The 13,420-nt window shown below is 70.4% G+C and carries 9 protein-coding genes and 1 tRNA gene; 6 read left to right on the top strand and 4 right to left on the bottom strand.

Annotated features, from left to right (window positions below; all coding sequences use genetic code 11):
• Positions 1 to 13 precede the first annotated feature (13 nt).
• Positions 14 to 1,642: a substrate-binding domain-containing protein gene (locus AC0T5L_RS06195; protein WP_476164405.1), complete on the bottom strand. Its 1,629-nt coding sequence runs from the start codon at positions 1,640 to 1,642 to the stop codon at positions 14 to 16.
• A 35-nt stretch (positions 1,643 to 1,677) separates the two neighbouring features.
• The gene (locus AC0T5L_RS06190) at positions 1,678 to 2,835 is read right to left on the bottom strand and encodes a hypothetical protein (RefSeq protein WP_476164404.1); all 1,158 of its coding nucleotides are present in this window, start codon (positions 2,833 to 2,835) and stop codon (positions 1,678 to 1,680) included.
• A gap of 408 nt (positions 2,836 to 3,243) precedes the next feature.
• Here AC0T5L_RS06190 and dnaG point away from each other — a divergent pair, with 408 nt between their 5' ends.
• From dnaG to AC0T5L_RS06170, 4 genes are all read left to right on the top strand, one after another.
• The gene (dnaG, locus tag AC0T5L_RS06185) at positions 3,244 to 6,069 is read left to right on the top strand and encodes a DNA primase (protein ID WP_476164403.1); all 2,826 of its coding nucleotides are present in this window, start codon (positions 3,244 to 3,246) and stop codon (positions 6,067 to 6,069) included.
• 104 nt (positions 6,070 to 6,173) lie between these two features.
• Positions 6,174 to 7,253: an RNA polymerase sigma factor RpoD gene (gene rpoD / locus AC0T5L_RS06180; protein WP_476164459.1), complete on the top strand. Its 1,080-nt coding sequence runs from the start codon at positions 6,174 to 6,176 to the stop codon at positions 7,251 to 7,253.
• Between the two features lie 179 nt (positions 7,254 to 7,432).
• Positions 7,433 to 8,758: a glycoside hydrolase family 18 protein gene (locus tag AC0T5L_RS06175; RefSeq protein ID WP_476164402.1), complete on the top strand. Its 1,326-nt coding sequence runs from the start codon at positions 7,433 to 7,435 to the stop codon at positions 8,756 to 8,758.
• 68 nt (positions 8,759 to 8,826) lie between these two features.
• A complete protein-coding gene (locus tag AC0T5L_RS06170) occupies positions 8,827 to 11,775 on the top strand; it encodes an FAD-binding and (Fe-S)-binding domain-containing protein (RefSeq protein WP_476164401.1) in 2,949 nt (982 codons plus the stop codon).
• A gap of 22 nt (positions 11,776 to 11,797) precedes the next feature.
• Here the strand turns inward: AC0T5L_RS06170 and AC0T5L_RS06165 are convergent, their stop codons facing one another.
• Both AC0T5L_RS06165 and AC0T5L_RS06160 read right to left on the bottom strand, forming a co-directional pair.
• Positions 11,798 to 12,319: a hypothetical protein gene (locus tag AC0T5L_RS06165; protein ID WP_476164400.1), complete on the bottom strand. Its 522-nt coding sequence runs from the start codon at positions 12,317 to 12,319 to the stop codon at positions 11,798 to 11,800.
• Positions 12,319 to 12,657: a hypothetical protein gene (locus tag AC0T5L_RS06160; RefSeq protein WP_476164399.1), complete on the bottom strand. Its 339-nt coding sequence runs from the start codon at positions 12,655 to 12,657 to the stop codon at positions 12,319 to 12,321. The genes AC0T5L_RS06165 and AC0T5L_RS06160 overlap by 1 nt, the downstream gene beginning before the upstream one ends.
• Positions 12,658 to 12,814: 157 nt before the next feature.
• Here AC0T5L_RS06160 and AC0T5L_RS06155 point away from each other — a divergent pair.
• Together AC0T5L_RS06155 and AC0T5L_RS06150 are read left to right on the top strand one after the other, a co-directional pair.
• Positions 12,815 to 12,887, top strand: a tRNA-Asn gene (locus AC0T5L_RS06155).
• A gap of 176 nt (positions 12,888 to 13,063) precedes the next feature.
• A complete protein-coding gene (locus AC0T5L_RS06150; RefSeq protein ID WP_476164398.1) occupies positions 13,064 to 13,342 on the top strand; it encodes a hypothetical protein in 279 nt (92 codons plus the stop codon).
• The last annotated feature ends 78 nt before the right edge of the window (positions 13,343 to 13,420 follow it).

The raw sequence follows: 13,420 nt of genomic DNA, 5'->3' as shown, positions 1-13,420 counted from the left end.
CACCGCCGGGGCGTCACTGGTAGCCCCTGATCTCCCGGAAGACCTGTTCCAGGTCCTGTTCCCGGGCGTCGAACACCCGGCCGCCCGTCAGGTCCGCCAGCTCGGTCATCTCCGGCACGTCCGACTCGCCGAACAGCACGGTGAACACCGGCGCCCCCGCCACCGCGTCCGGCCGCGCCGACAGCGAGTCACCGAACCCCTCCAGGCCGACGCCCCAGTTCACCACGCCGTCGGTCATCAGCACCACGGACATCAGGCGATCGTCGTCCGGGCCCGTGTAGCCCTCCTCCAACAGCCCGTACGCCCGCACCAGGGCGTCGTATGCGGCGGTGTCGCCCTCGGCCTCCAACCCGGCCACCGCGTCGGCCAGCTCCGAGCCGGTCTCGTCCGCCGACCCCGGCTCCATCACGAAGGTGCGCGGGTCGGCGGGCTCGGTGGCGAAAGCCAGCAGCGTCACCTCCTCCCTCTCCTGGAAGGACCGCGTGCTGCTGGTCATGGAACCGTCGTCCGTGCCGGTCAGCGCGCTCAGGGCCGACTGGAGCTCCCGGAGCCGGTCACCCTCCATAGACCCCGACACGTCCAGCACGTACACGGTGCGCGCCGGGCGGCGCAGTGTGGCGAAGTAGTCCGCCACCAGCCCGTCGACGACCTCCCCGCCGGTCGGGAAAGGCAGCTCCACCAGCGGGGGCACAGACGGGGACAGCGCGGCCTCGGCCGAGACCGGGCGCCGGTGCGTCCGGTCGGCGATCCGCTGCTGCGTCTCCGCCGACACCAGGTCCTCCACCAACAGCTCATAGCCTTCCAGGGCCTCCTCGGAGGGGTCCGACAGCAGAGTCAGCGGGTAGTCGGCGGTCACCATGCCGTCGGCCGGGTACACGACCGTCAGCGGCTCCTCCAGGGCGCCGGAGGCGTTCAGGGACAGGAGCAACGACTCGTAGTTGACCAGCCCGTCCACCGGCCTTCCCTGCTCCGAGCGCCGTACGAACGCGTCCGCCAGCCAGCCTGAGGACCCGGCCGTCACCTCCTGCCCCTCAAAGAACTCCGACAACTGCGGCCCCACCCGCTCCACGTCCTCCGAGCGCAGCGCCGAGCCCGTGTCGGCCATCGCCGAGGCCACCCCGATCAGTGCTGAAAAGCCCGAGTTGGAGGCGCCGGGGTTGGTCATCCCGTACGTCAGGTCCTCCTCCACGACCGCCCGGTGCACGTCCGACCAGGTCACATCGGCGCCGTCGGCCCACCCCAGCTCCCGCGCACGGTCGGCGGCCACGCCCAGGACCACGGGGGAGACCATGACCGGTGTCTCGGCGTGCACCGCCGACCGCCCCGCGTCGTCCAGGGTGAGGTAGCGGTTGGAGGCGAACCACACCGCGTCATAGGCTCCGCCCTCGCCCTCGCGGTCCCCGGCGGCGATTCGGGCCATACCGTCCAGCGTGCCCGTGTACTCCAGCTCCACCGCGACCCCGGTCCGCTCGGTCACCTCCTCCAGCAACGGCTCCAGGTCGGCGATCTCGCTCCCGGCCAGGACCCGCAGCGTCACGTCGGGGCCCGGTTCGGGGACGGAGCAGCCCGTCGCCACCAGGGCCGCCGTGAGCGCCGAGGCGCACACGCCGCGGATCCCTCCACGCTTCGTTCCAGAGGCCATTCCCGCTCCGCTTTCCTGATCCGGTGTCCGTGCCACTAGGCGCCTCCACGAGCCGCCTCCTCCGGGGCGGGCGGACGCATCCCGCTGCTGCCGTAGGCGTCCTCGATCCCCGTCAGCAAGGTCTCCAGGACCTCGTAGGCGGGCGTGTTCACGACGTCGTCGACCCGGACGCGCACCGGCAGCCCGTGTTCGTCCACCAGATCGTCGAAGTGGGCGCCGCCCTCGGTGCGGAACCCGTGCGCCGCGGCGAGCCTCTGGAGGTCCGGGTCCTGGGTGAGCAGCTGCCCGACCGCGTCTCCCTCCTCCGTGAACGGGACGACGGTGTGCACCGCGTACACGGTCGGCCCCGGGTAGAGCAGCACCGCGTCCTGGTCCAGGGCGGGCCCGTTGACCATCGCGTCCACGTACTGCGACTCGTAGGCCCACAGCAGCGGCGTGTGCCCCATCCCCAGGTCGCGGAACTGGTTGAACGGCTGCTGGGAGGACTCCGGCGGCTGCCCCTGGGCGAGGAAGAGGCGCGACAGCGTCTGGGTGAGGTCGTCGTCCACCTTGCCGGGCACCACCACCTCCTCGCCGTTGAGCAGGTAGGACAGGGCGGCCACGTGCATCGCCGCGGAGTTGGACGTGCGCGGGTCGGTGGTACGCACCAGCACCTCGTTGCGGTTGCTGGTGCCCACCGCGTCGCCGGGCAGTTCGCGCCAGCGGGTGCGCTCCGCCGTCAACTCCAGGTAGGCGGCCAGGTCGAAGGACCAGGTGCCGTCCTCGGCCCGTTCGGCGACCCCTGCCTCCTCCAGCGCGTCCACCATGGGCTGGTAGCTGAGCAGGACCATCGGGGTGCTGAAGGGCCGGTACTCGGTCGAGGCCCCGTGCAACTGCCTCACATGTTCCGACGCGGGGTTGGATCCGGGGGAGACGAAGTCGGCGCCCTCGGCGTCCTCGGCCATCAGCCGCGAGCCCCGGGTGCGTACCCGCACCTCGTACCCGAGCTCGGAGAACCGTTCCACGACCTGCTCGTCCCTGAACAGCTCGGCCTTCTCCGAGCCGACCACACCGTCCACGAGGACCAGGGAGCGACCGCTCAGGCGGTCCAGAACGACGAAGCCGAGTGCGACGGCCAGGACCACTGCGACGGCCGACGCGACCAGCACGAACCAGAACGCGCCCCGGCCGGACGTGTGGGGGAATCCACGCACCTGTGCCGATCCTCCTCGAAGCCGTCCAGTGGGACCCCCACGCTGGCAGGGCGAATCGGCACCGAGCCGACCGGAAGATGGCCGCCCGGTAGCGGAGCGGGGAAGCTCAGGCGAGCGCGGGACCCGTCCCGCGCGGAGGGGCCTGGCCCTGCCCCCTGTGGTGACCGGACAGCGCCGGAAAACCCCGCTCCCCCCACCCCCTTCGGCGCACCACCCGCACACGTGCACGGGCGCGCGGCCGGGCACCCCTGCACGCTCCACCAACCCCCGTGGGGCAGGCGTGGCCTGTGGGTTTCTTTGATGGTGCTGATGACCAGGCTGCGCTTTGCGATCCGGCTGACCGGCGGTCTCTCCTCAGGCCTGTGGACGGCGGTCGGAAGGGCGGCGGGGAGAACTACCCTGGAGACTGTGGCAGGCCGGATCAGAGACGAAGACATCGCACTCGTACGCGAGCGCACCCCCATCGCGGACGTGATCGGCGAGTACCTCCAGCTCCGCAACGCCGGGGGCGGCTCGCTGAAGGGACTGTGCCCCTTCCACGACGAGAAGTCGCCCTCCTTCAACGTCACCCCCTCCAAAAATCTTTGGTACTGTTTGGCCGGGGAGACACGGGTCCTCACCCGTGACGGTGTGCGGCCGATCCGAGAACTGGCGGGCGGCAGGCACACGATCCTCACCAGGCGCGCCCGATGGGTGGAGGCACCGTTCTACTCGTTTGGCGTGCAGCGGTTGATGCGCGTGACCCTGGGCCGCAATGGCCAGCGCAAGGAGATATACGCCACCCCGGAGCACCGCTGGTTCGTGCAGGCGGGAAAGGACCGGTCGAAGCTCCGTGAGGTCACCACACGGCACCTGAAACCGGATCACAGGCTCGGCTATGTCTTTCCGGCAAAGAAGGTCACCCAGACCACTCCGTCACCTTTCGGTATAGCGCACGGCATCACTTTTGGTGACGGATCCCGTCTGGGGCGGGGCAGTTTGGCGGAGCTCGACGCGGAGAAGGACCCCGCCCTCCTCAAGTGGTTCCCGAACAGCGAGACCTCGCAGCGTGGAAGCCGACAGATCCTCGTGCACCACCTGCCGGGATTCTTCAAGGACCTGCCGTCCCTGGATGAGTCCCCCTCCTACCTGTACGGCTGGCTCGCTGGGTACTTCGCAGCCGACGGACACGTCGCCAAGGACGGAACGGTCATGCTCAACTGCGCTGACCGTTCCGTGCTGGAGCACGTCCGGATGGTCGGCACACGGCTGGGCATCGGTACCTACGGCATCACCGAGCAGGTACGCGAGGGTTTCCCCGGCCGGGAGCCCTCCTCGCTTTTTCGGGTGCACTTCGTCGATGACGATCTCACCGAGGAGTTCTTCCTCCACGACGAACACCGCATCCGGTTCTCCGGTGCGGAGAAGAAGTTCGCGCGCCGGGACTGGACCGTGCACTCGGTGGAGGATACCGACCGCGTCGAGGAGGTCTTCTGCGCGGTCGTCGATGACGGGCACGCGTTCGTCCTGGAGGACAACATCCTCACGGGCAACTGCTTCGGTTGCGGGGAAGGCGGCGACACCCTCTCCTTCGTGCAGAGGATGGAGAGCCTCAGCTTCGCCGAGGCGGTCGAGACGCTGGCTCGCCAGGTCGGTGTCACCCTGCGCTACGAGGAGGGCGGCCGCAGCACCGCCAGGCACGACTCGGGCAAGCGCCAGCGGCTGCTGGACGCCCACCGTGCGGCCGCCGAGTTCTACGCCGAGCAGATCCTGTCACCCGGCGCGATCACCGCCCGGCGCTTCCTGGGCGAGCGCGGGTTCAACAGGACCCACGCCGAGCGCTTCGGCCTCGGCTACGCGCCGGCCGGGTGGGAGAACCTCACCGCCCACCTGCGCCGCAAGGGCTTCACCGACCAGGAACTGGTCGAGGGCGGCCTGGCCACCCAGGGGCGGCGCGGTGCCTACGACCGCTTCCGCAACCGGCTGCTGTGGCCCATCCGAGAGGTCACCGGCGAGGTGGTCGGCTTCGGCGCCCGCAAGCTCGATTCCGGTGAGGACGGGCCCAAGTACCTCAACTCCCCCGAGAGCCCCATCTTCCACAAGGGACGGCTGCTCTACGGGCTCGACCTCGCCAAGCGGGACATCTCCCGGGAGGGCAAGGCGGTCGTCGTCGAGGGCTACACCGACGTGATGGCGTGCCATGACGCCGGGGTGACCACCGCCGTGGCCACCTGCGGTACCTCCTTCGGCGAGGACCACGTGAAGATCCTGCGCCGGATGCTGCTCGGGCGCACCAACCAGGGCGGCAAGGTCGTCTTCACCTTCGACGGCGACAAGGCCGGGCAGAAGGCGGCCGTGCGCGCCTTCGCCGAGGAGCACGGTTTCACCTCCGAGACCTACGTCGCCGTGCAGCCCGACGGTCTGGACCCCTGCGACCTGCGCTTCCAACAGGGGCCCCAGGCCGTGGTCGACCTCGTCGACGACGCCGTCCGGCTGTACGAGTTCATGATCCGCAACGTCATGGAGGGGCACGACCTCTCCTCCCCGGAGGGGCGGATGGCCGCCCTCGACGCGGCCGCCCCGATCGTCGCGAGCATCCGTGACGAGGGCGTGAGGCGCAACTACGGGCAGGAACTCGACCGTTGGATCGGCATCCTGGACGAGGCCTTCGTGCTACGCAGGGTCAACCAGCACCTGCGACGGGGCGCGGGCCGGGGTACCCGTCAGCAGGCGCCCGTCCGGCCCGCGCCCGACCCGGACGCCCGCGAGGCCCCCTACGACCTCAACGATCCCTCCGTGCGGCGTGAGCGCCAAGCACTCAAGGTCGCTGTGCAGTCCCCTTGGCTGGCCGTCGGGTTCGACGCGTTCACCGAGGAGGACTTCACCGTCCCCCAGCATCGGGCGGTGCTCAGGCTCATCACCGATATGGGAGGCGTGGCCGCCGCGTCCGACCCCGCGGCGTGGGTGAACGGTCTGCGCGAAGCCGCACCCAATGACACGCAGCGTGATTTCCTCACACGTTTGGCGGTCGAACAGCTGGAGTTCTATGGAGAACTTGACGAGCATTACGCCCGGCAAATACTGAGCACAGTAAAGACTCATTCCATCAATCGGCGCGAGTCAAACCTGAAGTCGCAGCTCTCTCGGCTCGACGCGGCCTCCCAGGCGGAGGAGCACAGTCGGGTATTCGCCGAACTCATGGCGCTCCAACAGCAAAAACGTGCTCTTCAGGAGGAGCGTGCGGGCACTATGTAGCGCCGAAGTGACAATAGTAGTCCTCCCTTTCCCGGTACCCGGGCAGGCACAATGGGTGGGTGGCTCCCACAGTTGTGACCAACGAAACTCCTCCCATTCGCCAGGTGGTCCGGCTGCTCCCCGACTCGGGCCGGGTCAGCCGCGGCGAGGTCGCCTCGGCCCTGGACCGGCTGGACGCGCCCCCGGACCACCTGGACCAGACGGTCGCCCGCCTCGCCCGGATCGGTGTGGATGTCGCCGAGTCCGAGGAGTCCGGCCCCCTCGCTGACGGCGGCAGGTACTCCGGATCGGACCTGGTGCGTCTCTACCTGCGTGAGATCGGCCGTGTGCCTCTGCTGACCGCCGAGCAGGAGGTGAACCTGGCCAAGGCGGTCGAGGCCGGCCTGTACGCGCAGCACTGCCAGCCCGGCGAGGGCCTGCGCACGGCGGAGGAGCTCAACACGCTGGCCGAGGAGGGCGAGCGGGCCAAACGGCGCCTGATCGAAGCCAATCTGCGACTCGTCGTGTCCATCGCCAAACGGTATATGGGGCGGGGCCTGCTTTTCCTCGACCTCATTCAGGAGGGCAACCTCGGCCTGATCCGCGGCGTGGAGAAGTTCGATTACCGCAAGGGATTCAAATTCTCCACCTACGCGACATGGTGGATTCGGCAGGCCATCACACGGGCGATCGCGGACCAGGCGCGTACGATTCGTATTCCCGTGCACATGGTCGAGACGATCAACAGGATCGTCCGTGTTCAGCACCAACTGCACCAGCAGCTCGGCCGCGAACCCAGCATCGCGGAGATATCCTCGGCCGCCGGATTCGGTGGGGAACGCGTCCTGGAAATCCAGCGGATCGCACGGGAACCCGTTTCGCTCCAGTTGCCTATCGGCGAGGAGGAGTCCGACTTCGGTGACTTCATCGAGGACTCCGACGCGGCCGTCCCGGTCGAGGCGGCGTCATTCACCGTCCTTCAGGAACAGTTGGGCCGCATCCTCGCCGCACTGTCCGACCGGGAGAGGCGCATCATCCGACTGCGCTTCGGGATGGCCGACGGCCACCCCCACACCCTGGAGGAGGTGGGGCGCGAGTTCGGGGTGACCCGCGAGCGCATTCGCCAGATCGAGGCCAAGACACTGGCCAAACTCCGCCACCCCTCGCGAGCCGGGGCCCTGCGCGACTTCCTCACCGGCGGCTGAGCGGTCCGGCCCGAACGGTCACGCGTCCGCACCGCCCATGCCGGTCGCGCCACGCCGGAAACCGGACGGACCCGCCCACGAACAACGTGTGAGCGCCCCCACGGGTTCCGGAGCGGCCTGATGTGGCCGACCTGCCGGTAGTCCCCGGTTTTTCGGCACCTGACCCCTAGGGTCGAAGGGTGAACGCCTCCCCATCCGCACCGAGAACTGGGTCTTTCCTCCGACGGCGTCCACTGCTCGTTCTGGGCGCGGTCGCGGCCGTCATGGTACTGATCACGGGGGTCTTCGTGGTAGTGAACGCAAGGAACCCAGAGCGCATCGGGTACTTCGCCGACTGGAACGTGGCCAACCGCGACTTCACCGTCAAGGAACTGGACGACAACGGTGCCGCCGAGCACCTGACCCGCCTGATGTGGGCGTTCGGCGACGTCAGTCCGGAAGGGCTGTGCCATATCCCGGGAACCCACGACCAGCCCTGGGAGCTCTACCAGCGCCGCTACGACGCGGACGAGAGCGTCGACGGGCAGGCCGACGACTACGAGCAGGAACTCGCGGGCAGCCTCCACCAGTTGCGCCTGCTCCAGGAGAAGTACCCCGACCTGCGGGCCAGCCTGTCCCTGGGCGGCTGGAACTGGTCCACGCACTTTTCCACCGCGGCCCGCACCGAGGAGTCGAGGGAGGCGTTCGTGGCCTCCTGCCTGGACCTGTGGCTGCGCGGTGACCTGCCGGTGTTCGACGACGAACCGCAGGGCGGCGACGGCGCGGCCGCCGGGATCTTCGACGGCATCGACCTGGACTGGGAGTGGCCCGGGGGAGGGGGGCACCCGGACAACGTGGAGCACCCCGACGACGCGGCCAACTTCACCCTCCTGGTGGCCGAGTTCCGCCGTCAGCTCGACGAGCTGTCCCGGGAGACCGACGAGGACTACGTCCTGTCCGTGTCACTGCCCGGAGGGACGACGGCCAGCGGGGCCTACGACGACGAGATCTTCGAACACGTGGACTTCGCCACCGTGCAGGGCTACGACTTCGCCGGGCCGTGGAACGAGGAGACCGCTCACCACTCGAACCTGTACGCTCCCGGGTTCAACCCCGACGCCAACAGCGTCGACCAGGCGGTTCAGCGCTACCTGGACACGGGCGCGCCGTCGGAGAAGCTGATGGTGGGCGTCCCCGCGTTCGGGCGGGGCTGGCAGGGGGTGGACCCCGCCGACTCCGGCCGCGGACAAGCCGCGGACGGGCCCGCCGACGACGCCTACGACGGTCCGACCATGGCCTTCTCCGACCTACAGGAGCGCGAGGGCCGCCGCTTCCTGGACGAGGATGCGGGCGCCTACTGGCTCTACGACGGTGACGAGTGGTGGACCTACGACAACCCCGAGGTCATCCGCCTCAAGGGCGAGTACGTGCGTGAGCGGGACCTGGGCGGGCTCATGGTGTGGAGCCTGGACATGGACCCCGACGGCGAGCTGGTCCGGGCCATGGACGAGTCCCTCGAGGGCTGAGCCCGCACGGCCGGGTGGGCCGCGCGGCACGCTTGCGGCGCCACGGCCCACCCGCCACGCTGTGCATCATGGCCGACCCGCACAGCATCACAGACCGAACCGACGTAGCCGCCCTGCGCCGCGACCTGGAGAGCCGTATCCGGGGCACGGTCGCCTTCGACGCGGGGACACGCGCCCTCTATACCTCCGACGCCTCCAACTACCGACGTGTGCCGCTCGCCGTGGTCATCCCCGAGACCGTCGATGACTGTGTGGCGGCGGTCCGTGCCTGTGCCGGACACGGCGTACCGGTCGTTCCCCGGGGCGGGGGCACCTCGATCGCGGGCAACTCCATCGGCACGGGCGTGGTCATCGACACCTCCCGCCACCTGCGCGCCATCGAGCGCATCGACCCCGAGGCCCGCACCGCCACCGTGCAGCCCGGCGTCATCCTGGACGAGCTGCGCAAGGCCACGGCCGAGCACGGGCTCACCTTCGCCCCCGACCCCTCCACCCACAGCCGCTGCACCGTCGGCGGCATGGTCGGCAACAACGCTTGCGGCTCCCACTCGGTGGCCTGGGGCACCACCGCGGACAACGTCGTCTCCCTCGACCTGCTGCTCAGCGACGGCACCAGGCTCACCGTGGGTTCCTGCGACAGCGACGAGGAGCTGCGGGCCATGGCACGCCGTCCCGGCCGCGAGGGCGAGATCCACGCGGCCCTGGCCCGCCTCGTGGACACCTACCGCGCCGAGCTGCGTACGGCCATGCCGGACTTTCGCCGCCGGGTGTCCGGCTACGCCCTGGACCGGCTGCTGCCGGAGAAGGGCCGCAACGTCGCAGCGGCCCTGGTGGGCACCGAGGGCACCTGCGCGTTCGTACTCGGCGCCACCGTGCGCCTGGTCCGGACGCCGCCCGCCCGCGCGCTGGCCGTCCTCGGCTATCCGGACGCCCCCGCGGCCGCCGACGCCGTTCCCGACCTGCTCGGCCACCGGCCGCTCACGGTCGAGGGCATCAACCAGCGCATGGTCGCCTCCCTGGACCGCGCCGGCTCCGGCTCCCGCGTGCCGCTGCCCGAGGGCGGTGCCTGGCTCCTGGTGGAGATCGAGGGGCAGGATCCGGACCGGGCCGCCGATGCGGCCGAGACCATGCTCGCCGGGCTTCCCGACGCCTCACGTCCACAGGACGCCCTCGTCGTCGCCGACCCCGTCCACCAGAAGGCGCTCTGGCGTATCCGTGAGGAGGGCGCCGGGCTCACCCAGCGCACGCCCGCGGGCGCCGAGGCCTGGTCCGGCTGGGAGGACGCCGCCGTGCCGCCCGAGAACCTGGGCGGCTACCTGCGTGACTTCGACCGGCTCATGGAGCGCCACGGCCGTTTCGGCGTGGTCTACGGCCACTTCGGCGACGGATGCCTGCACGTGCGCATCGACTTCGAGCTCACGCACGAACGGGGCCGCCGCGAGTACCGGGAGTTCATGGAGGAGGCCGCGGGGATCGTCGTCAGGCACGGCGGTTCCCTCTCGGGTGAGCACGGTGACGGCCAGGCTCGCTCCGAACTCCTCACCCGCATGTATCCCGAACGCCTCATCCGGGCCTTCGGCGAGTTCAAGCGGATCTGGGACCCCGGCAACCTCATGAACCCCGGCATCATCGTCGATCCGCTCCCGCTCGACGCCGACATACGGGTGGACACCGAAACACGCCCGCCCGTGGGCCCTCAGCGGACGCCTTCGACGCAGTCTCCTCCTCTGCTGCCGCTGTTGTCGGACGTCACCATGGCCTACGGCGAGGACGACGGCGACTTCGCCAAGACGCTGCGCCGCTGCACCGGTGTCGGCAAGTGCCGCCGCCAGGAGGGGCCGGGCGTCATGTGCCCCAGCTACCAGGTCACCCAGGAGGAGAAGCACTCCACCCGGGGACGCGCCCACCTGCTGTTCGAGATGGCCAAGGGCGAGGTCATCACCGACGGCTGGCGCTCGCAGGAGGTGCACGAGAGCCTGGACCTGTGCCTGTCCTGCAAGGGCTGCCTGAGCGACTGCCCGGCCGACGTGGACATGGCCAGCTACAAGGCCGAGTTCCTGCACCAGCACTACCGGGGCCGGGTGCGCCCGGCCGCCCACTACTCGATGGGCTGGCTGCCGGTCTGGGCGCGCCTGGCCTCGCTCGCCCCCGCCGAGGCCAACCGGGCCGCCAAGCTGCCGGGGGTCTCGCGCCTGGCCAAGAAGGTCGCCGGGGTGGCCGTGCAGCGCGACCTGCCCTCGTTCGCGCGCACCACCTTCACCCGGGCGTTCCGGCGCCGTGCCGCGCGCGGCGGGGCCCGTACCGACGGGCCGAGGGTGGTGCTGTGGCCGGACACCTTCGGCAACCACCTCAACCCGAACGTGCCCGCCTCCGCCGTGCGCGTGCTGGAGGACGCCGGGTTCACCGTCGTACTGCCCGAGGGGCAGGTGTGCTGCGGTCTGACGTGGGTCTCCACCGGACAGCTGGACGTGGCCCGAGCGGTGATGCGCCGCGCGGTGCGGGCCCTGACGCCGCTGGTGGAGGAGGGACTGCCCGTGGTGGGGCTGGAGCCCAGCTGCACCGCCGCGCTGCGCCATGACCTGGTGGAACTGCTCCCGGGACCGGAGAGCGAGAGGGTGGCCGCTTCCGTGCACACACTGGCGGGCTTCCTCGGCGAGTACGCCCCCGACTGGCAGCCGCCCCGGATCCCGGCCTCGGCGATGGCCCAGGTGCACTGCCACCAGCACGCGGTGATCGGGTTCGACGCCGACCGGGAGCTGATCGCCCGCGCGGGCATCGACGGCGAGGTGCTCGACTCGGGCTGCTGCGGGCTGGCGGGCGACTTCGGGTTCACCGAGGGCCACTACGAGGTGTCCGAGGCCATCGGTGAGCGCGATCTGCTGCCCCGGGTGCGCGAGGCCTCCCCGGACACCCTGGTGCTCGCCGACGGCTACAGCTGCCGCACCCAGATCGGCCAGGGCACGGGGCGCCGCGCCCTGCACCTGGCCGAGGTCCTCGCGCGGGGGCTGCGGGACTGAGAGGAGGCGGGCCGGGAGGAGCTCAGACGCCCATCTGGTCGTGGAGGGTGTCCAGGGCCCGTGAGACGGCGTCGGGCAGGCGCTGGTCCTCCTGGTCCACGCCCTCGCCCAGGTGGACACGCCAGGCCACGTCGGTGCCGCCTGGCGGACGACGCGCCACCAGCCGGAACCCGGTGGTGGAGTCGGCGCCGGGGAAGGGCACGAACCGGTTGACCAGGATCGTCGCGGTGACGCGCTCGGAGACGGTCTCGGCCAGGCGGCGGTAGTCCACGCCGTCGGCGTCCGGATCCGAACGCAGGCGTACGGTGTGCTCGCCCGCCCCCTCCTCCAGGAACGTGAGGGTCTCGGGGGTCCAGCGGGCCTGGTCGATGTCCTGCCAGGGCACGGTGCGGCCGTCGGGCAGGTGCAGGGCGCGTGTGGTGGCGACCAGGACCGGTGTATCCGCCCCGGCCGGGGCGGCGACGGGCGCGTGTGCCAGTACGCGCTCGCCCCGCTCCAGCCGGGCGCGCACCGCGGCGGGCACGCCCCTGGCGAACAGGGCCACTAGCGCTCTCCGCTGCCGGGCGTGCCCTTGTCGCCCGGTGGCTGGGTGCCGTTGGAGCTACGGCTCTCCCACTCGACGAGCTCGGCCTCCTCGTCGGTGGGCCGGGCCATGAAGTCGCGCAGCGACGTGACCGGCATCGTGTCCATGGCCTTGTCGTAGACGGTGCGGCCCGCGTTGCTGACCTGGGCGCCGACGAGTCCGGCGACCTCCTGGACGACGGGGCTGTCGGCCACCTTGCGGGCGGTACGGGCGAGCTGCTCGTAGCGTGCCCTGCCCGCCTTCGCCCCCAGGACGTAACCGATGGCGAGTCCGGCGGCGAACGTGATCCGGTAGCGCATGGGGTACCTCTTCACCCTTGGAGACGATCGGCGTGATCCTGCCCCGACGTTACCCCGAAGGAGACCGGCCACACACTCCGACACCGGTCACGAGCACTCCGCGGGAACGCTAAGCTAGGTTGTGTCGCCGCGGCCCGCAAGGGCGCGGGCTGCGCCATCCCGCGTAGCTCAATCGGCAGAGCAGCCGGCTGTTAACCGGCAGGTTACTGGTTCGAGTCCAGTCGCGGGAGCAGCAGGGACAGGGTCCCTCCCCAGCAGGGGAGGGGCCCTGTCCGCGTTTCGGGGTCGGGGACGGATGGCGGGCCTCCGCGCCGGTACCCGGTCCGCCGTGCTTCTGCCGTTCTTCCGGCCATCCTGGTCCGAAACATTCCGGAACTTCGCCCTGCGGAAGGAGACCTACGCCCAGGTGCGTGCGGCCGGTGTCGGTTCGCAGGCGGCGCAGCACGTCATCAAGAAGGTCGCTGACGCCTACACCGCGTTCAACACCAATCTCAAGGCCGGGAACTACGGCGCGAAGGGCTCCACGCGACGGCGCAAGGTCGGGTCCACGCCGATCACCTTCCGACCGGACGCCGCGCAGCCCTACGCCCAGCGGAACCTTTCCTCCGCGCTCGACGCCTGGACCGTGGCGCTGTGGACCCTGACCGGCCGTCTCAAGGACCTACCGTTCGTCTGCTCGCCCTAGGCGCTGCGGCGGGCGAACACATCCATCACCACTGCCAGGTACAACCACCCCTCGTCCGTGGGCACGTAGGTGAGCTCA

The organism is Nocardiopsis sp. TRM 82005 (assembly GCF_056312425.1).
Note: the sequence above shows the minus strand (reverse complement) of the source record. Positions and strands in the feature narration are given on the sequence as shown.

Coding starts and splice junctions, on each gene's coding strand:
- AC0T5L_RS06170 (WP_476164401.1), top strand. CDS start 8,827: ATGGCCGACCCGCACAGCATCACAGACCGAACCGACGTAGCCGCCCTG.
- AC0T5L_RS06160 (WP_476164399.1), bottom strand. CDS start 12,657: ATGCGCTACCGGATCACGTTCGCCGCCGGACTCGCCATCGGTTACGTC.
- AC0T5L_RS06195 (WP_476164405.1), bottom strand. CDS start 1,642: ATGGCCTCTGGAACGAAGCGTGGAGGGATCCGCGGCGTGTGCGCCTCG.